Consider the following 19,132-nt stretch of genomic DNA (forward strand, 5'->3'; position numbering starts at 1 on the left):
CCCGAACCGAACGCAAGCAAAGTCGCCCGAACAAACGCATCTGACGTTCCGTCAGCACCGCAAGGACGAGCTGGAGAACAGAAGCCATGAAGCAGACCTCCGTGACCACCGACGCCCCCTGCTGGGTCGAGCTGGGCACCTCCGATCCGCCCGCCGCCAGGGCCTTCTACGGTGAGCTGTTCGGCTGGCGCGAGGACGACGGCGCACGCCCCGCGGACGGCGACTACGCCCAGATGCTCGTCGGCGACGCCCCGGCCGCCGCGATCACCCCGCGCTACGCGCCGCAGCAGCCGACGGCCTGGACGATCTGCTTCGCGGTCGCCGACGCCGACGACACCGCGGCGAGGATCAAGGACGCCGGCGGCACCCTCCTCAAGGAGCCCAGCGACGTGCTCGACCACGGCCGCTTCGCGGTGGCCGCCGACCGCTCCCGCGCGGTGTTCATCCTCTGGCAGGCCCGAGCCTTCCAGGGCGCCGGGGTGTTCAACGAGCCCGGCTCGCTCGGCTGGGTGGAGCTGCTCACCCGCGACCCGGCCGGCGCGACCGCCTTCTACCCGGCGGTCTTCGGCTGGTCCGTCGCGCCGTCCGAGCACTACACCCAGTGGGGTCTGGCCGGCCGGGACTTCGGCGGCATGCTGGTGATGGGCGAGGACTTCCCGCCCGAGGTGCCGCCGCACTGGCTGCCGTACTTCGCGGTCGCCGACGTCGACAACACCGTCGAACGGGCGGTCGCCCTCGGCGCGGCGGTGCTGATGCCCGCCTACTCCATGCAGGGCGGTCGGCGGATCGCCGTGCTGCGCGACGCCCAGGGCGCCGCGTTCGGCGTCTACAGCTCCGGTACGGACGGCTGACCCGACGCCTGAGCGGACGCCCGATCCGACGCCGGATCCGACGCCTGACCCGACGCCGGATCCGACGCCTGACCCGACGCCTGAGCCGGGCCCCGCGCGCCGCGCGAGCGCCGCCGTCCCGCGACCCCCGCCACCGCCGCCCCCGCAGTGACCAGCAGCGCCCCGACCGGCACCACGTCGCCGATCCGGTCGTACCAGGTCAGCGTCCCGGGCGCGGTGAGCGGCAGGCGGACGGTCAGCGCGCCGGTGCCGTCGGTGCCCATCCGGGCGAGCTCCCGGCCCTGCGCGTCGAAGGCCGCGGAGACCCCGGTCAGCGAGGCCTGGACGGCCGGCCGCCCGGTCTCGGCGGCCCGGATCGCCGCGAGCGAGACGTGCTGCTCGGGCGCCCAGGTGTGCTGGAAGGTCGAGGTCGAGGACTGGTAGACCAGCACCCGGGCGCCGTCCCGCGCGGCGGTGCGGGCCATGTCGGGGAAGGCCGACTCGAAGCAGATCAGTGCCCCGACCGGCAGCGGCGCACCCGTCCGGTCGGTGGCCGGGAGCAGGTGGAACCCGGTGCCGGGCGCCCGGTTCTCGCCCGCCGCTCGGCTGACCCCGGCGATCCAGCCGAGCACCGGCCGCAGCGGGATGTACTCGCCGAACGGCACCAGCCGGATCTTGCGGTAGCGGTCCACCACGCCCGCCGGGGAGACCAGCACCGCGTCCTTGGAGATCCGCCCGTCCGCCTTGCGCGCGTCCTCCCCGGCGACGACCTGGGCGCCGGTGGTCGCGGCGAGTCCGCGCAGGACGCCCAGTGCGGCCGGATCGTGGTCCAGGTCGGCGGTGGTGCTGCTCTCGCCCCACACGACCAGGTCCACGGGCTGCCCGACCAGTCCGGCGGTGGCCCGCGCACTCGCCTCGAACCTGGCCTGCGGGTCCTCCACGATGCCGGGCTGGACCAGCGCCACCGTGACCGCCCCGGCCCCGGCGGGCGCCTGGCGCAGCGAGAACAGCAGCGGACCGGAGGCCAGCGCCAGCACCGCCGCCGCCGCGGCGACGGCCCGTGGCCGCCGGTGCACCGCGGTCAGTACGATCAGCACCCCGGTGTTCACGGCCGCCACCGCTGCGCTGACCAGCCAGATCCCGCCCGCCGCCGCCAGCCCGAGGATCGCCGGGTGCTGCCACTGGGTGGCCCCGAGCAGTGCCCACGGCCCGCCGAGCGCGTGCCAGGACCGCGCGTACTCGGCGGAGACCCAGACCGCCGGGACGACCAGCAGCGCGAGCAGCGCCCGACGGGTGGTCAGCGGCGGGTGCAGCAGCCTGTGCACGGTGTACCCGACGGCGCCCTGCAGCGCCCCGAACAGCACCGCGAGCACCGGCAGCCCCGGTCCGACGGACGGGACCAGCCAGTACATCGCGGTCAGGATGAACCCCGCCCCGAACCACCACCCGCGCACCGCCGCCTCCCGCCCCGACGGTGCCCGCTGCATCAGCAGCAGCCCGGGGACGAGCGCGATCCACGCCAGCCAGGCCTGCCCGGGAGCGGGGAACGCGAGCACCGGCACCGCCCCGCCCGCCGCCGCCCCCAGCCGTCCCCGGTAGCGGTTCCGCGGGCGGGGACGGGGCCGGGGACGGGTGGGCCGGTGCGGCGCGCGCGGCTCCCGTTCCTTCGTGGGGGCCGTGCTCAGGGCTGTGCTGGCGGGAGCGATGCGGCGCGACATGCCCCGTATTGTCCGCTCGGACGGCGTGGGCCACCAGTGTTCCCGTCACCCGAATGGGCGAGGGGCACGCCGGACCGGCACACCGGACCGGCACACCGGACGGGCACGCCGGATGGGCACACCGGACCGGCACACCGGACGGGCACGCCGGACCGGCACGCCGGCCGGCACGCCGCACGGGCTCAGCCCTCGTCGCCCTCCAGGTCCCCCTCCGTCTCCAGGAACGCGGCCTGCAGCTGCGCGATCAGCTCCGGGTCCGGCTGCTCCCACAGCCCGCGGCTCGCCGCCTCCAGCAGCCGCTCGCTGATCCCGTGCAGCGCCCACGGGTTGGCGCCCGCGAGGAACTCCCGGTTGACCGGGTCGAGCACGTACTCCTGGGTCAGCTTCTCGTACATCCAGTCCGCGACCACGCCCGTCGTGGCGTCGTAGCCGAACAGGTAGTCGACCGTCGCGGCCATCTCGAAGGCGCCCTTGTAGCCGTGGCGGCGCATCGCCTCGATCCACCGCGGGTTGACCACGCGGGCGCGGAAGACGCGGGCGGCCTCCTCGGTCAGCGTGCGGGTGCGGACCGTCTCGGGGCGGGTCGAGTCGCCGATGTAGGCGGTCGGCGCCTTGCCAGTGAGGGCGCGGACGGTGGCCACCATGCCGCCGTGGTACTGGAAGTAGTCGTCCGAGTCGGCGATGTCGTGCTCGCGGGTGTCGGTGTTCTTCGCGGCGACGGTGATCCGCTTGTACGCGGTCTCCATCTCCTCGCGGGCCGGCCGCCCGTCCAGCCCGCGCCCGTACGCGTAGCCGCCCCAGACCGTGTACACCTCGGCCAGGTCGGCGTCGGTGCGCCAGTCGCGGCTGTCGATCAGCTGCAGCAGGCCCGCCCCGTACGTGCCCGGGCGGGATCCGAAGACGCGGACGGTGGCCTTGCGCTCGTCGCCGTGGACGGCGAGGTCGGCCTGGACGTGGGCCCGCACGAAGTTCTGCTCGTCGGTCTCCTGCTGGGCGGCGGCCAGGCGCACCGCGTCGTCCAGCAGGGCGACGACGTGCGGGAAGGCGTCGCGGAAGAAGCCGGAGATGCGCAGCGTCACGTCGATGCGCGGGCGGCCCAGCTCCTCCAGCGGGATCGGCTCCAGGCCGGTGACCCGGCGGGAGGCGTCGTCCCAGACCGGGCGCACGCCGAGCAGGGCGAAGGCCTCGGCGATGTCGTCGCCGGCGGTGCGCATCGCGCTGGTGCCCCAGAGCGAGAGCCCGACCGAGGGCGGGTAGGCGCCGTCGTTGTCGGCGGTGTACCGCTCGATCAGCGAGGCGGCGAGCGCCTGGCCGGTCTCCCAGGCGAGCTTGCTGGGGACGGCCTTCGGGTCGACGGAGTAGAAGTTGCGGCCGGTGGGCAGCACGTTGACCAGGCCGCGCAGCGGCGAGCCGGAGGGGCCGGCCGGGACGAAGCCACCCTGGAGCGCGTGCAGCACGGCGTCCAGTTCGTCGGTGGTGGCGGCCAGGCGCGGCACCACCTGGGTGGCGGCGAAGGCCAGCACCTCGTGGACGGCCTCCGGCAGCCCGGCGGCGACCTTCTCGACCGCCTCGACCGCCCAGTCCTCCGCCTCCATCGCCTCGACCAGGGCACGGGCCTTGGCCTCGGCGGCGTCGGTGGCGCCGAGGGTGAGCGCCGCCTCGTCCAGGCCGAGCGCCTCGCGCAGACCGGGCAACGCGCTGACGCCGCCCCAGATCTGCCGGGCGCGCAGGATGGCGAGCACGATGTTGACCCGGTCGGTGCCGGCCGGGGCCTGGCCCAGGACGTGCAGGCCGTCGCGGATCTGGGCGTCCTTGACCTCGCAGAGCCAGCCGTCGACGTGCAGCAGGAAGTCGTCGAAGCCGTCGTCCTCGGGGCGCTCGTCCAGGCCGAGGTCGTGGTCGAGCCGGGCGGCCTGGATCAGCGTCCAGATCTGGGCGCGGATGGCGGGCAGCTTGGCCGGGTCCATCGCGGCGATGTTGGAGTGCTCGTCCAGCAGCTGCTCCAGGCGCGCGATGTCGCCGTAGGAGTCGGCGCGGGCCATCGGCGGGACGAGGTGGTCGACCAGGGTGGCGTGGGCGCGGCGCTTGGCCTGGGTGCCCTCGCCCGGGTCGTTGACCAGGAAGGGGTAGACCAGCGGGAGGTTGCCGAGGACGGCGTCCGGGCCGCACTCGGCGGACAGCGCGGCGGTCTTGCCGGGCAGCCACTCCAGGTTGCCGTGCTTGCCGAGGTGGATGACGGCGTGGGCGCCGAAGCCGCCGTCCTCCTGCGCGGCCTCGATCCAGCGGTAGGCGGCCAGGTAGTGGTGGCTCGGCGGCAGGTCGGGGTCGTGGTAGATGGCGACGGGGTTCTCGCCGAAGCCGCGCGGCGGCTGGATCAGGACGAGCAGGTTCCCGGAGCGGATCGCGGCCAGCACGATGTCGCCGTCCGGGTTCTGCGAGCGGTCGACGTACAGCTCGCCGGGGGCCGGGCCCCAGTGCTCCTCGACCCGCTCGCGCAGGGCCTGCGGGAGGGTGGCGTACCAGCGGCGGTAGTCGGCGGCGGGGATGCGCACCGGGTTGCGGGCCAGCTGGTCCTCGGTGAGCCAGTCCTGGTCGTAGCCGCCGGCCGCGATCAGGGCGTGGATCAGCGCGTCGCCCTCGTGGCCTTCGTCCTCCGCGGCGGCGTCCAGACCGGGCAGGTCGTGCCCGAGGTCCATGCCCTCCTCGCGCAGCCGCTCCAGCAGGCGCACCGCGCTGGCCGGGGTGTCCAGGCCGACGGCGTTGCCGACCCGGGCGTGCTTCGTCGGGTACGCGGACAGCACCAGCGCGAGACGGCGCTCGGCGGCCGGGACGTGGCGCAGCCGGGCGTGGCTGACGGCGGTGCCGGCCACGCGGGCGGCGCGCTCCGGGTCGGCGGCGTAGACGGTGAGGCCGTCCTCGTCCAGCTCCTTGAAGGAGAACGGGACGGTGATCAGCCGGCCGTCGAACTCCGGCACGGCGATCTGGGTGGCGGTGTCCAGCGGGGACAGGCCGTCGTCGCTGCCCTCCCACTGGGCGCGCGACCAGGTCAGGCAGAGCGCCTGCAGGATCGGGCGGTCCAGCGCGGCGAGCGCGCCCGCGTCCCAGGCCTCCTCGTCGCCGCCGGCCTGCGCGTCGGCCGGGCGGGTGCCGCCGGCGGCGAGCACCGTGGTGACGATCGCGTCGGCCTCGCCGAGTGCGGCCAGCAGCTCGGGCTCGGCGCCGCGCAGCGAGGCGCAGTAGTAGGCCTTCGCCCGGGCGCCCTGGTCCTCGATGGCCCGGCAGAGCGTCTCGACGAAACCGGTGTTGCCACTCATGTGGTGGGCGCGGTAGTAGAGCACCGCGACCGTCGGGCCCTCGCCGCTGCGGTCATCGGCGCTGGGGGCTTCGCGCTCCAGCGGGCCCCAGGCCGGGGCGGAGGCGGGCGGGGCGAAGCCGTGGCCGGTGAGCAGCACGGTGTCGGAGAGGAAGGCGCCCAGCTCGGCCAGGTTGGCGGCGCCGCCGTGGGCGAGGTACGCGTGCGCCTCGGCGGCGATGCCGGCCGGGACGGTGGACAGCTCCATCAGCTGGGCGTCGGGGGCCTGTTCGCCGGTCAGCACCACCACCGGGCGGGGGCCGGCCAGCAGCGCGTCCAGGCCCTCCTGCCAGGCGCGGCGGCCGCCGAGCAGGCGGACCACGACGAGCTCGGTGCCCTCCAGCAGCGCGGGCAGGTCTTCGGGGGTGAGCCGGGCCGGGTTGCCGAGCCGGTAGCGCACGGGGCCCTCGGAGGCACGGGCGCTCAGCAGGTCGGTGTCGGACGTCGACAGCAGCAGGATCATGCGAAGGCCCTCCCGGCCTCTTGGGTGGCCAGGATGGCCGCAGTGGTGGCCGTGGACGCGTGCGCGGGCATGCGACAGCGCTGGTGCATTTCTGCCTTCCTCGGGGTCCGCGCCCCGGGCCGGTGGAGGACGGCAGGAGTTCCTGGCTCCCGCGGCCGACCGGCTTCCCGGTGAACCGCGGTCACAGTGGCGGGACCGCACCGGGCTTGCACCGGTTTCCTCCCCTGCGCCGTCGCTGGCGTGTGGGCGGTCCGCCGGACCGCCCGCCCTGCATCGTACGGGGTACGGCTGACCTGGGGGAGAGTGAGCTTTCGGTCGCGGGCCCCGGCGGGCCGGCGCGTGCGGCGGGGTGCGTGTCGGCGTACGTAGCGGCGTGCGCGTCCGGGCGTGCGTCCGGTGCGCGTCCGGCGTGTCCGGGTGCTCCCGGGTGTGATGCAGCGGACGGAGGCATCCGATCGGATCATCTGTATGCTCGCCGCCATGCCACCGACACCCGACGCCACCGCGCCGGGCGCCGACGTGCCCGACCGGGAGGTGCCCGACCGGGGGCGCGCGGACGCCTGCCCCGGGGCGCTGCGCCTGCACCCGGCCGACGACGGCGCCCTGGCCCGGATCCGCCTGCCCGGCGGCCTCCTGACGGATCGTCAGGCGCTCGCGCTGGCCGAGGCCGCCGAGGCCCTCGGCGACGGGGAGTTGGAGACCACCTCGCGCGGCAACGTCCAACTGCGCGGCCTGGCTTCGCACTGTGCGGCGGACCTCGCCGAGCGGCTGCGCGGCGTCGGACTGCTGCCCTCGGACACCCACGAGCGGGTCCGCAACATCGTCGCCTCGCCGCTGGCGGGGCTGGACACCGCCTCCTCCGCCGACGTCCAGACCTGGGTACGGGAACTGGACGCGCGGCTGTGCGCGAGCGACTGGGCGGCCGGACTCTCCGGCAAGTTCCTGTTCGCGCTGGACGACGGACGCGGCGACGTCGCCGCGCTCGACGCCGATGTGACATTGATCGCAGGTTCGGACGGGCCCGCCGTGCTGCGCCTCGGGCGCTCCACCCACGGGCACCCGGTCGAGGCCGGGCGGGAGGTGACGGCCGTGCTGGACGCGGCCCGCCGCTTCCTGGAGGCGCTGCGGGCCGGCGGCCGCAGGGCGTGGCACCTACGGGAAGTCCCCGACCTGCTGCCGGCCGGCCCGGTGCCGCTGCCCGCCCCCGCCGGTACGGCGCCCGCCGTCGGCGCGCTGCCCGGCGGGCTCTCGGTGGGCCTGCGCTTCGGGCGGGCGAGCGCCGCGCAGTGGCGGGCGCTGGTCGCCGCCTCGGCCGGGGAGCTGCGGCTGACGCCCTGGCGCGGCGCGGTCCTGCCCGGTGCGCCGGCCGACCGGCTGCCCGCGCTCGCCGAGGCCGGGTTCCGCACCGAGCCGGGCTCGCCCTGGGACCGGGCCACCGCCTGCACCGGGCTGCCGGGCTGCGCCAAGTCGCTGGCCGACGTGCGCTCGGACGCGGCCCGGGCGCTGGACGCCGCCAGGACGTCGGACGGGTCTCCCGGTGCGCTGCCCGTCCACTGGTCGGGCTGTGAACGGCGCTGCGGCCACCCGGCCGGGCGGTGGGTGGACGTGCTCGCCATTGGGCACGGCTACCGGGTGACGGTGAACGGACCGGAGGCCACCCCGACGGCCGCCGACGCGACGAACGCGATGAACGCGATGAACGCGATGAACGTGATGAACGTGATGAACGCGACGAACGGCGTGACGACCGACGTGACGAACGAGGAGATGGCCGAGGCGGTCGCCGAGGCCAGGAGGACGACGAAGTGATCGAGTACGAGAAGGACGGGGCGTCCATCTACCGCCAGTCCTTTGCCACCATCCGTGCGGAGGCCGATCTGGCCGCCCTCCCGGCGGACGTCTCCCAGGTCGCGGTGCGGATGATCCACGCCTGCGGGATGGTCGACCTGGTCGAGGACCTGGTGTACTCGCCCGGCGTGGTCGCCTCCGCGCGCGCGGCGCTGCGCGCCGGTGCGCCGATCCTCTGCGACGTCAACATGGTCGCGAGCGGGGTGACCCGCAAGCGGCTGCCCGCCGACAACGAGGTGATCTGCACCCTCACCGACCCGTCGGTGCCCGAACTCGCCCGCACGATGGGCAACACCCGCAGCGCCGCCGCCATGGAGCTGTGGCTGCCCCGGCTGGAGGGCGCGGTGGTCGCCGTCGGCAACGCGCCGACCTCGCTGTTCCGACTGCTGGAGATGATCGAGGCGGGCGCACCGCGCCCGGCCGCGGTGATCGGCGTCCCGGTCGGCTTCATCGGCGCCGCCGAGTCCAAGCAGGCCCTGGCCGAGCACCCGTCCGGCCTGGAGCACCTGGTGGTGCGCGGCCGGCGCGGCGGCAGCGCGATCGCCGCCGCCGCCGTCAACGCGATTGCGAGCGAAGAAGAGTGACGGAGCATCAGAAGCCCTCGACCGGACGGCTGTACGGCGTCGGGCTCGGCCCGGGAGACCCGTCGCTGGTGACCGTCCGCGCCGCCGAACTCATCGGCAAGGCCGACGTGGTGGCGTACCACAGCGCCCGGCACGGCCGGTCCATCGCGCGCTCGATCGCCGAGCGGTACCTGACGGGTGGTCAGATCGAGGAGAAGCTGGTCTACCCGCTCACCGTCGAGACCACCGACCACCCGGGCGGGTACCGGGGCGCACTGGACGAGTTCTACGAGGAGGCCGCCGCCCGGCTGGCCGCCCACCTGGACGCCGGCCGCGACGTCGTGGTCCTCGCCGAGGGGGATCCGCTCTTCTACGGCTCGTACCAGCACATGCACAAGCGCCTCGCGCACCGCTACCCGACCGAGGTGGTGCCCGGCGTGACCTCGGTCAGCGCGGCGGCGGCCCGGCTCGGACAGCCGCTGACCGAGGCGGAGGAGACGCTCACCGTCATCCCGGGCACCCTGCCCGAGGAGGAGCTGACGGCGCGGATCGCGGCCGCCGACTCCGCGGTGATCATGAAGCTCGGGCGCACCTTCCCGACCGTCCGCCGGGCCCTGGAGCGGGCTGGCCGGCTGGCCGACGCCCAGTACGTGGAGCGGGCCTTCATGGCGGGCGAGCGCATCGCGCCGCTCGCGGAGGTCGACGGCGAGACGGTGCCGTACTTCTCGGTCGCGGTGCTGCCGAGCAAGGTCGCGCCGCTGGAGCCCGAGGTCCGGCTGTCGGAGGGCACGGGCAGCGTGACCGTCGTGGGCACCGGGCCGGCCGGGCCGCTCTGGCTCACCCCCGAGGCGCGCGGCGCGCTGGCCGAGGCCACCGATCTGGTCGGCTACACCACCTACCTGGCCCGGGTGCCGGAGCGCCCAGGCCAGCGGCGGCACGGCTCGGACAACAAGGTGGAGTCGGAGCGCGCGGAGTACGCGCTGGACCTCGCGCGGCGCGGGCACCGGGTCGCGGTGGTCTCCTCCGGTGACCCGGGCGTGTTCGCCATGGCCACCGCCGTGCTGGAGGTCGCCTGCGAGGAGGCCTACCGGGACGTCCCGGTGCGGATCCTCCCGGGGATGACGGCCGCCCACGCGGCCGCCTCCCGGGCCGGCGCCCCGCTCGGGCACGACTACGCCGTGGTGTCGCTCTCGGACCGGCTCAAGCCCTGGGGCGCGGTGGCCAAGCGGCTGCGCGCCGCCGCCGAGGCGGACCTGGTGCTCGCGCTGTACAACCCGGGCTCGCAGTCCCGGACGACCCAGGTCGGCCTCGCCCGGGACCTGCTGCTGGAGTACCGGGCGCCGGAGACCCCGGTGGTGATGGCGCGGGACGTCGGCGGGCCGACCGAGCGGGTGCGGATCGTCCGGCTGGGCGAGCTGGACCCGGCGCTGGTCGACATGCGGACGATCCTGCTGATCGGCTCCTCGCAGACCCAGGCGGTCGAGCGGGGCAGCGGCGTGGAGGTCGTCTGGACGCCTCGGCGGTACCCGGAGGGGCCGGAGGCGTGACGGCGGACGAATGACAGATGACAGCTGACAGATTTCGTAATCTGTCAGCTGTCATCTGTTTTCGGTCCTCTGTTACGTGTTACCTGTTACCTGCTACGTGCTGTCCGCTACCTGCTACCGCTGCCCGCTGCCCGCTGCCCGCTGCCCGCTGCCCGCCGCCCGTCACCGGGTCGGCTTGGCGATCAGCAGCTCCGTGTTGTGGTCCTCGCCGGCGCCGAGCAGCGCCGTGACCCGCCCGTTCGGGTCGTTGTACGACAGCTCGCGGTAGAGCGCCGCGAGGTTGGCGTCCGAGCTGCCGCCGAAGTCCGTCGCGTACGGCGCGGAGGACTCGATCAGCGTGGTGAACAGCGAGAGCGTGCCGTCCCCGTTGTCCACGACCTCGATGATCCGGCCGTGCTGCGGGTAGTCGATGTGCGAGGCGGTGTTGATCTCCCAGAACGCCCGCTCCGGGACCGTGTGGCCGTGCGGCGTGATCTTGTTCATGTGGGTGTGCCCGTTCACCCACGCGACCACGTTCGGGTAGCGCTGCAGTAGCGCCACCAGCTCGTTGCCGTCGTGCCGCCGCTCGAAGATGTTGCGCGGGTCCGGCAGCAGGTTGCCCATGCTGGTGCTGGTGTGGTGGCTGAAGAGCAGGATCACCTCGTCCGTGCTCCCGCCCGTCACCTTGCGCCCGTCGGCGTCGTACCAGTGGCCGCTGTGCGCCTGCAACTGCTTCTCCAGCCAGCGCAGTTGAGCGGTGCCCAGCGAACCGTCGGCGAACCCGGCCTGGTTGGTGGTGTCCAGGCTGATGCCGACCACCTTCTCCGAGATGCGGAAGGTGTAGTAGAGCTTGCCGCTGCTCGCCATGTCCGAGGTGAAGCCGTGCCCGTACGGGCCCGCGCCGGTGACCGCCGGGTCCAGGTGAGCCTTGGCGAACTCCTTGAGCGTGAAGGGCTTGCGGCGCTCGTCCGGGGTGATCCGGCGTACCGCCTCGCCGCTGGCGAGCAGCTTCGCGAGCAGCAGCACGGCGCCCGCCGGGTCGCGGCGCAGCGAGTCCATCAGCTGGGCGGCCGTGGCGTCGTCGCAGCCCTCCAGCTTGTACTGGCCCGTGTAGAGGTCGTTGAGCAGCCCGAGGTCGGGCAGTGAGCCCTCGATGCTGTCGTCGTGGTTGCCGACCGTGGTGTACCACGGGGTGCGCAGGCCCGGCGCGTCGAACGGGCGGCCCGCGGCGGAGAGGAAGCCGGGTATCTGCGGGAAGCCCTTGGCCTTGTAGCCGTCGCCGTAGGCGAGTTCGGGGTTCCAGTAGGCCGCGTTGCCGGAGTTCTGCACGCCCTCGTAGCGGTTCGGGTCGCCGGTGTTCTGGGCCAGCCGGCCGCCGCCCATGACCTTGAGGTACCAGTCGAGTTCGGCGAGTTCGTGGTTGTCGGTGTTGTCACCGGTGGCCATCACCATGCTGAACGGCAGGCCGGTGTAGGGGCCGCCGTCGAGCGAGTTGACCCGCTCGACGAGCGCTGACACGCCGCGGGCGTTCAGGGCCTCCTGCGGCCGGTACGCGCTGCCGTTGTACCGGGCCAGGTACTCGAAGCGCACCGGGGACTCGGTGTCCACCAGGTGCAGGTCGCTGAACTGGACGAAGCTGGCCAGCCCGGTGCGGCGGTCGTCTCTCCCGGTGCCCGGCGCCGCCAGGTCGCCGCGCACCACCAGCGGCCAGCCCGGGCCGGCCGTCAGACGCTTGTAGGCCCCGGTGCCGACCGGCGTGGCCACCTGCTCCAGCGTGGTGCCGGTGACCGTGACCGCCCGCGCGGCCGTGGCCGCCAGCGCCTGGTCGCGCGTCGCGGCCGAGGCGAACGACGCGCCCCCCAGCGACAAGGCCGACCATGCCGCGGCCACCGACGTACCCGTGAGGAACGTACGCCGACTCATCCCTGCCACAAAAACCCCCAACATACTGATGACCCCGGCCGGGACGGACCCGGTCGCCGGGGTCACGCGTCATGAACCCGCTAAGTAACGGAGCGACAGATTACTCGTTGGTAGGCACGGCGGGCGAGGTCCGTGCGAAGAACAGTTCGAGAACGCGGGGCAGCTCCCTCTCCGCCTCCACCCCCGCCCCCGTTCCCGCCCCGCCCCCGCCGGCCTTCGGGCCCCGGTCGCGGCGCGGTGGGACGGATGGGGGAGAATCGGCGGGCACGGCCGAGGCGGCCGAGGCGGCCGGGACGAACCGGTACGGGCGTGGTCGGAAGCGAGGCGAAGGTGGCCGAAGCGGCAGCCGGGACGGGAGGCCGGGCCGGTCAGCTGAAGAGCAGCGGCCTGCGGCACGGCTGGACGACGGGCGCCTGCGCCACCGCCGCCACCAAGGCCGCGTACACCGCGCTGCTCACCGGCGAGTTCCCCGATCCCGTGGTCATCACCCTGCCCAAGGGGCAGCAGCCCGCCTTCGCGCTCGCCGCCGAGCAGCCGGCGGCGGACGGACGGCCGTACGCCATGGCCGGAGTGGTCAAGGATGCCGGCGACGACCCCGACGTCACCCACGGTGCGCTGATCCGCTCGACGGTGCGGGCCGGCGAGCCCGGCACCGGGGTGGTGTTCCGGGCCGGCCCCGGGGTGGGGACGGTCACCAAGGCCGGCCTGCCGCTGCCCGTCGGCGAGCCCGCGATCAACCCGATGCCCCGGCAGATGATCCGGGACGCCGTCGCCGAGGTGGCCGCCGAGCACGGCGGCAGCGGGGATGTGGTGGTCGAGATCTCCGTCGACCACGGCGAGGAGATCGCCCGCTCGACCTGGAACCCGCGGCTCGGCATCCTCGGCGGCCTCTCCATCCTCGGTACCACCGGGATCGTCGTCCCCTACTCCTGCTCGGCCTGGATCGACTCCATCCGCCGCGGCGTGGACGTGGCCCGGGCGGCGGGGCGTACGCACGTGGCGGGCTGCACCGGTTCCACCTCGGAGAAGGTGGCGGTCGCGGTGCACGGGCTGCCCGAGGACGCGCTGCTCGACATGGGCGACTTCGCCGGCGCCGTGCTCAAGTACCTCAAGCGCCACCCGGTGCCCCGGCTGACCATCGCGGGCGGCTTCGCCAAGCTGTCCAAGCTCGCCGCCGGCCACCTCGACCTGCACTCGGCGCGCTCCCAGGTGGACAAGGGCTACCTGGCCGAACTGGCCCGGCAGGGCGGGGCGGACGAGGCGCTGGCCGCGGCGGTGGCGGCGGCCAACACCGGGCTGGAGGCGGTGCAGTTGTGCCGCGCGGCCGGGGTGCCGCTCGGGGACCTGGTCGCCGAGGCGGCCCGGGCGACGGCGCTCGGCGTGCTGCTGGGCTCGCCGGTCGCCGTGGACGTCATCTGCATCGACCGCGCGGGCACCATCGTCGGCCGGGCGGAGCCGCTGGGGCCGTGACGGCATCGCGCCGTGATGTGAAGATCTGACGGCCATACGGGGCGAGAAACGGACAAAAGGCGCGCCGTGTCGCCCTCTGGTTCTGTTGCCATCTCAACCATGAGATATTGTCTGGCGGGTGACAGGCGACTACCTCACCCGTATCGGCACCCTCATCCGTACCGCGCGCCAGCACCGCGGCTGGTCCCAGGCGCAGCTCGGAGAGGCCCTCGGCACCAGCCAGAGCGCGGTCAACCGCATCGAACAGGGCAAGCAGAACGTCAGCCTTGAGATGATCGCCCGCATCGGCGAAGCCCTCGACAGCGAGATCGTCTCCCTCGGCTACTCCGGCCCGATGCACCTGCGGGTCGCCGGCGGCACCCGCCTCTCCGGCGCCATCGACGTCCGCAGCAGCAAGAACGCCTGCGTGGCCATCCTCTGCGCCTCGCTGCTGACCACCGGTCGGACCACGATCCGCAGCGTCGCCCGGATCGAGGAGGTCTACCGCATCCTCGAAGTGCTGACCAGCATCGGCGTCAAGAGCCGCTGGATCAACGAAGGCCGCGACCTCGAACTCACCCCGCCCGCCGAGCTGGACCTCGCGGCCATGGACGTCGAGGCGGCCCGCCGCACCCGCAGCGTGCTGATGTTCCTCGGCCCGCTGATGCACCGCGCCCAGCAGTTCGCCATCCCCTACGCCGGCGGCTGCGACCTCGGCACCCGCACCGTCCAGCCGCACCTCACGGCGCTGCGCCGGTTCGGCCTGGAGGTCGCCACCACCGGCGGCGCCTACCACGCCTCGGTCGAGCCGGGCACCCCCATGGACCGCCCGATCGTGCTGACCGAGCGCGGGGACACCGTCACCGAGAACGCCCTGTTGGCCGCCGCGCGGCACGACGGCGTGAGCGTCATCCGCAACGCCTCGCCCAACTACATGGTCCAGGACCTCTGCTTCTTCCTGGAGAAGCTGGGCGTCAGGATCGAGGGCATCGGCACCACCACCCTCACCGTGCACGGCGTCCCGGAGATCACCTGCGACGTCGACTACACCCCGGCCGAGGACCCGGTGGAGGCCATGAGCCTGCTCGCCGCCGCCGTCGTCACCTCCTCCGAGCTGACGATCCGCCGGGTGCCGATCGAGTTCCTGGAGATCGAGCTCGCGGTGCTGGAGGGCATGGGCCTCGACTACGACCGCACCCCCGAGTACCCGGCCCACAACGGTCACACCCGCCTGGTCGACCTCACCGTGCGCCCCTCCAAGCTGACCGCGCCGATCGACACCATCCACCCGATGCCGTTCCCCGGCATCAACATCGACAACGTGCCGTTCTTCGCCGCCATCGCCGCGGCCGCCCACGGCACCACGATGATCCACGACTGGGTGTACGACAACCGTGCGATCTACCTCACCGAGCTGACCCGCCTCGGCGCCGACGTCAAGCTCCTCGACCCGCACCGCGTCCTGGTCCAGGGCCCCACCCGCTGGCGCGCCGCCGAGATGATGTGCCCGCCGGCCCTGCGCCCCGCCGTCGTCATCCTCCTCGCCATGCTCGCCGCCCAGGGCACCTCCGTCCTGCGCAACGTCTACGTCATCAACCGCGGCTACGAGGACCTCGCCGAGCGCCTCAACTCCATCGGCGCCCGGATCGAGACCTTCCGCGACATCTGACAACCCGTCATGTCGCCGACCGGCCTCACCCGTTGAGCCCGGCCAGCAACACGGCCACGTCCAACCCGGTGTTCAGGTACGCCACGAACACCGGGTTGTTCAGTGCCCAGGGCGAGCGGTGCTCCCGGACCAGCCGGACGGCCTCGCCGGTGTCGTGGCCGAGCAGCGTCAGCGCCTGTGGACCGGCCTCAGCCCAGCTGTTCCAGCCAGCGCACCGCGCCCTCGACGTCCGGCACGACCGGCACGCGGTCCGGAACCGGCGGACGCTCCACGATGATGACGGGCAGCCGCAGTCCGCGGGCGGCGGTGAGCTTGGGCGCGGTCGCGGCCCCGCCGCTGTCCTTGGTGATCAGGACGTCGATGTCGTGCGCGCGCAGCAGCGCCAGTTCACCCTCGATCGTGAACGGACCGCGGTCCAGCAGGAGTTCGAAGGAGGGCGGCAGCGGCGGCTCGGGCGGGTCCACCGAGCGGGCGAGGAAGTGGAGCCCGTCGAGGTGGGCGAAGGCGGCGATGCCCTGTCGTCCGATGCTGAGGAAGACCCGCTCGCCGCGTCGCGGCAGCAGTTCGGCGGCCGCGGCGAGCGAGGGGACGGGGAGCCAGTGGTCCCCGTCGACGGGCGTGAAGCCGGGGCGGCGCAGCACCAGCAGCGGGACGCCGGTGGCGGCGGCCGCGAGTGCGGCGTTCCGTGAGATGCCGGCGGCGAACGGGTGGGTGGCGTCCACGACGGCGTCCACCCGCTCCGCGCGCAACCAGTCCGCCAGGCCGTCCGGGCCGCCGAAGCCGCCGATCCGCACCTCCCCGGCGGGCAGCCGGGGTTGGGCGACGCGGCCGGCCAGCGAGCTGGTGACCCGCAGGGACGGACAGCCGTCGAGGGCGGCGGCCAGGGCCCGCCCCTCCGTCGTCCCGCCGAGGACGAGCAGGTGCCGCATCACGACCCGCAGGGCTCGTGCGGGCGCTCGCGGTCCGCCGAGTAGAGGTGGCTGTCGCGGAAGTGTTCGGCGGCCAGGGTGCGGCCGACGATGATGACGGCGGTGCGGACCACGCCCGCCGCCTTGAGCTGCTCGGCGATGTCGCCGACGGTGCCGCGCAGCACCAGCTCGTCGGGCCGGCTGGCCATCGCGACGACGGCGGCCGGGCAGTCGGCGCCGTAGTGGGGGAGGAGCTGCTCGACCACGTCGTCCACGTACCCGGCGGCCAGGTGCAGCACGAGGAGGGCGCCGCTGCGGCCGAGGGTGGCGAGGTCCTCGCCCTCGGGCATGGGGGTGGCGCGCTTGGCGATCCGGGTGAGGATGACGGTCTGGCCGACGGTCGGTACGGTCAACTCCCGCTTCAGCGCGGCCGCGGCGGCGGCGAAGGCGGGCACGCCGGGGACCACCTCGTACGGGATGCCCGCCGCGTCGAGGCGGCGCATCTGCTCGGCGACGGCGGAGAACACGGACGGGTCGCCGGAGTGCAGCCGGGCCACGTCCTGTCCGGCCTCGTGCGCGCGGACCAGCTCGGCGATGATCTGGTCCAGGTTGAGCTGCGCGGTGTCGATGAGCCGGGCGCCGGGCGGGCACTCGTCCAGCAGTTCGCGCGGGACGAGGCTGCCGGCGTAGAGGCAGACGTCGGCGCGGGCCAGGATGCGCTGGCCGCGCAGGGTGATCAGGTCGGCGGCGCCCGGGCCGGCTCCGATGAAGTAGACGGTCACGAGGCGTCCTCCTGGGGGTTTTCGGTCTTGACGGCGGACCACTGGGTGACCGGCATGGCCTGGCGCCACCCGGTGAAGCCGCCCACCGGGACGGCGTGGGCGACGGCGAGCTTGACGAGCTCGCCGCCGTGGCGCCGGTACCACTCGGTGAGCAGCGCCTCGGACTCCAGGGTCACGGTGTTGGCGACCAGTCGGCCGCCGGGGCGCAGCGCAGCCCAGCAACTGTCCAGCAGGCCGGGCGCGGTGAGGCCACCGCCGATGAACACGGCGTCGGGGGCGGGGAGTTCGGCGAGCGCGGCCGGGGCCGGGCCGGTCACCACCCGCAGCCGGGGCACACCGAGTGCGGCGGCGTTGCGGGTGATCCGCTCGGCCCGGACGGGGTCGCGCTCGACGGTGACGGCCTGACAGTCGCGGTGCGCACGCAGCCACTCGATGGCGATCGAGCCGGAGCCGCCGCCGACGTCCCAGAGCAGTTCGCCGGGGGAGGGGGCGAGCGTGGCGAGGGTGGCGGCGCGGACGTGGCGCTTGGTGAGCTGGCCGTCGCTCTCGTACGCGGTGTCGGGCAGGCCGGGGACGAGGGAGGTGCGGGGGCCGTCGCCGAGGTCGACGGCGATGACGTTCAGCGGGTCGCCGGGCGGGTGCGGCCAGCCGTCGGCGGGGCCGTGCAGCTGCCGCTCGTGCGCGTGACCGAGCTTTTCGAGTACGCGCAGGCGGGCGGTGCCGTAGCCGCGGGCCGTGAGCAGCGCGGCGACGGCGGCCGGGGTGGCGGCGTCGGCGCTGAGCACCAGCAGGCGGCGGCCGGGGTGGAGGGCGAGGGAGAGGGTGTCCAGCGGGCGGCCGACCAGGCTGATCACCTCGGTGGCCTCCAGCGGCCAGCCGATCCGGGCGCAGGCGTAGGAGACGGCGGAGGGGTGCGGCAGGACGCGCAGCCGCTCGGCGCCGACGGTCTCGGCGAGGGTGCGGCCGATGCCGTAGAACATCGGGTCGCCGCTGGCCAGGACGGCGACGCGGCGCTCGGCGTGGGCGGCGAGCAGCCCGGGGACGGCCGGGCGCAGCGGGGAGGGCCAGGGGACGCGCTGGGCGGCGACCTCGTCCTGGGGGAGCAGGTCCAGTTGGCGGGGGCCGCCGACGACCACCTCGGCGTCCCGCAGGACGGCCCGGGAGGCGGCGGCGAGGCCGGGCCAGCCGTCGGCCCCGATCCCGACGACGGTGATCGGGGATGGCAGCTCGGGCACCGGGTGGCTCCTCGTCGTTCGGCCGGCCAATGAGGCGAAATCTCACTGGCCGGGCAGCCTACCTGGCGGTTTGGGGGCGGACTCAGGGGAGGGGTGCACTCCGGGGAGGTGACGGATGGCAGCGTTCAGATGACAGATGACAGATTTCAGATTTTGAAAGCTGTCAGCTGCCATCTGTCATCTGAACGCTGAAGTCTGAAAGCTGAACTCCGAACGTTGTCACCTGTTCGCCCAGTCCCCCGACTCGATCAGCGCCGGCCGCTCGCGCAGCCGCGCCTCGGCGGCCGGCCCGGCGAGGTAGACCCAGGCATCCCGCGAATCGCCCGCCGCCGTCCGCACCGCCATCCGGCGCCGCACGTACAGCCCCGTCCCGTCCGCCCGGCACTCCTCCAGCGCGTCCAGAGCCGCCAGCGCTCCGGCGTACGCGCCCGGGCGGACGGTGATCAGCTCACCCACGATCCGGCGCCCGGGCGCCGCGTCCGGCACGGCGTACGGGAAGCCGGGGCCCGCGTGCAGTGCGGCGCCGTCCAGCACCGCCGGCCGGATGTCGGCACAGCGCCCGGCCAGGTGGGCGGCGTGGTTGCGGCCGCCGCTGCGCAGCGTGCCGTAGACGAAGAACGGCAGGGCCTCGTCGGACGCGGACACGGGTTCGACCTCCTCGCTGGGGAGCGCCCACGGTACGTCCTGCGGTCCGGTGCGTGATACCGAGTGGCGCATTGGGCCGTCGATGCGATGTCATGTCGGATGTTCGGCCAGCACCGTCCAAGGGGGACACACATGACATCGCCCGCATCCTCCCAACCCTGTCTCTTATACACATCTGACGCTGCCGACGAGCGATCTAGTGTAGATCTCGGTGGTCGCCG

General features: G+C 74.1%; 13 protein-coding genes and 1 riboswitch. Of the genes, 6 read left to right on the top strand and 7 right to left on the bottom strand.

The window, feature by feature from the left end:
* Positions 1 to 86 precede the first annotated feature (86 nt).
* Positions 87 to 851, top strand: a complete 765-nt coding sequence (locus OP86_RS00885) for a VOC family protein (protein WP_030254285.1) — start codon at positions 87 to 89, stop codon at positions 849 to 851.
* Here the strand turns inward: OP86_RS00885 and lnt are convergent.
* Together lnt and cobN are read right to left on the bottom strand one after the other, a co-directional pair.
* Positions 827 to 2,386: an apolipoprotein N-acyltransferase gene (lnt, locus tag OP86_RS00890; protein ID WP_234434719.1), complete on the bottom strand. Its 1,560-nt coding sequence runs from the start codon at positions 2,384 to 2,386 to the stop codon at positions 827 to 829. The genes OP86_RS00885 and lnt overlap by 25 nt on opposite strands.
* Before the next feature lie 344 nt (positions 2,387 to 2,730).
* The gene (gene cobN, locus OP86_RS00895) at positions 2,731 to 6,363 is read right to left on the bottom strand and encodes a cobaltochelatase subunit CobN (RefSeq protein WP_030254278.1); all 3,633 of its coding nucleotides are present in this window, start codon (positions 6,361 to 6,363) and stop codon (positions 2,731 to 2,733) included.
* Between the two features lie 136 nt (positions 6,364 to 6,499).
* Positions 6,500 to 6,585, bottom strand: a riboswitch (cobalamin riboswitch).
* A gap of 258 nt (positions 6,586 to 6,843) precedes the next feature.
* Here cobN and OP86_RS00900 point away from each other — a divergent pair.
* The 3 genes from OP86_RS00900 to OP86_RS00910 are packed head-to-tail and all read left to right on the top strand — an operon-like array spanning position 6,844 to position 10,321.
* Complete coding sequence (locus OP86_RS00900; RefSeq protein WP_234434718.1) at positions 6,844 to 8,172, top strand: hypothetical protein; 1,329 nt, start codon at positions 6,844 to 6,846, stop codon at positions 8,170 to 8,172.
* Positions 8,169 to 8,795, top strand: a complete 627-nt coding sequence (locus OP86_RS00905; protein ID WP_030056494.1) for a precorrin-8X methylmutase — start codon at positions 8,169 to 8,171, stop codon at positions 8,793 to 8,795. The genes OP86_RS00900 and OP86_RS00905 overlap by 4 nt, the downstream gene beginning before the upstream one ends.
* Positions 8,792 to 10,321: a precorrin-2 C(20)-methyltransferase gene (locus OP86_RS00910; RefSeq protein WP_030056495.1), complete on the top strand. Its 1,530-nt coding sequence runs from the start codon at positions 8,792 to 8,794 to the stop codon at positions 10,319 to 10,321. The genes OP86_RS00905 and OP86_RS00910 overlap by 4 nt, the downstream gene beginning before the upstream one ends.
* 162 nt (positions 10,322 to 10,483) lie before the next feature.
* Here OP86_RS00910 and OP86_RS00915 read toward each other — a convergent pair whose 3' ends face one another.
* A complete protein-coding gene (locus OP86_RS00915) occupies positions 10,484 to 12,223 on the bottom strand; it encodes a TIGR03767 family metallophosphoesterase (RefSeq protein WP_106973299.1) in 1,740 nt (579 codons plus the stop codon).
* 330 nt (positions 12,224 to 12,553) lie between these two features.
* Between OP86_RS00915 and OP86_RS00920 the strand changes: the two genes are divergently transcribed.
* Positions 12,554 to 13,693 (top strand): cobalt-precorrin-5B (C(1))-methyltransferase, encoded by a 1,140-nt coding sequence (locus OP86_RS00920; RefSeq protein WP_030254271.1) that lies wholly within the window; start codon positions 12,554 to 12,556, stop codon positions 13,691 to 13,693.
* 118 nt (positions 13,694 to 13,811) lie between these two features.
* Positions 13,812 to 15,341 carry a UDP-N-acetylglucosamine 1-carboxyvinyltransferase gene (locus tag OP86_RS00925; protein ID WP_030056498.1) on the top strand — a complete coding sequence of 510 codons (1,530 nt, stop codon included), beginning with the start codon at positions 13,812 to 13,814 and terminating at the stop codon, positions 15,339 to 15,341.
* 188 nt (positions 15,342 to 15,529) lie between these two features.
* Here OP86_RS00925 and OP86_RS00930 read toward each other — a convergent pair whose 3' ends face one another.
* From OP86_RS00930 to OP86_RS00945, 4 genes are all read right to left on the bottom strand, one after another.
* Entirely contained in the window at positions 15,530 to 16,270 is a 741-nt protein-coding gene (locus OP86_RS00930) for a cobalt-precorrin-6A reductase (RefSeq protein ID WP_030056499.1), read from the bottom strand.
* The gene (cobM, locus tag OP86_RS00935) at positions 16,270 to 17,031 is read right to left on the bottom strand and encodes a precorrin-4 C(11)-methyltransferase (RefSeq protein WP_030056500.1); all 762 of its coding nucleotides are present in this window, start codon (positions 17,029 to 17,031) and stop codon (positions 16,270 to 16,272) included. Before cobM ends, OP86_RS00930 begins: the two co-directional genes overlap by 1 nt.
* Positions 17,028 to 18,266: a bifunctional cobalt-precorrin-7 (C(5))-methyltransferase/cobalt-precorrin-6B (C(15))-methyltransferase gene (locus OP86_RS00940; RefSeq protein WP_030254265.1), complete on the bottom strand. Its 1,239-nt coding sequence runs from the start codon at positions 18,264 to 18,266 to the stop codon at positions 17,028 to 17,030. Before OP86_RS00940 ends, cobM begins: the two co-directional genes overlap by 4 nt.
* A gap of 219 nt (positions 18,267 to 18,485) precedes the next feature.
* Entirely contained in the window at positions 18,486 to 18,911 is a 426-nt protein-coding gene (locus OP86_RS00945; protein WP_030254260.1) for a gamma-glutamylcyclotransferase family protein, read from the bottom strand.
* Positions 18,912 to 19,132: the final 221 nt, after the last annotated feature.

The organism is Streptomyces novaecaesareae, from assembly GCF_000716875.1.
Taxonomy (GTDB): domain Bacteria; phylum Actinomycetota; class Actinomycetes; order Streptomycetales; family Streptomycetaceae; genus Kitasatospora; species Kitasatospora novaecaesareae.

Excerpts from the sequence above, each read along its gene's own strand:
- OP86_RS00915 (WP_106973299.1), bottom strand. The coding sequence starts at position 12,223 with ATGAGTCGGCGTACGTTCCTCACGGGTACGTCGGTGGCCGCGGCATGG.
- OP86_RS00930 (WP_030056499.1), bottom strand. The coding sequence starts at position 16,270 with ATGCGGCACCTGCTCGTCCTCGGCGGGACGACGGAGGGGCGGGCCCTG.
- OP86_RS00900 (WP_234434718.1), top strand. The coding sequence starts at position 6,844 with ATGCCACCGACACCCGACGCCACCGCGCCGGGCGCCGACGTGCCCGAC.
- OP86_RS00885 (WP_030254285.1), top strand. The coding sequence starts at position 87 with ATGAAGCAGACCTCCGTGACCACCGACGCCCCCTGCTGGGTCGAGCTG.
- cobN (WP_030254278.1), bottom strand. The coding sequence starts at position 6,363 with ATGATCCTGCTGCTGTCGACGTCCGACACCGACCTGCTGAGCGCCCGT.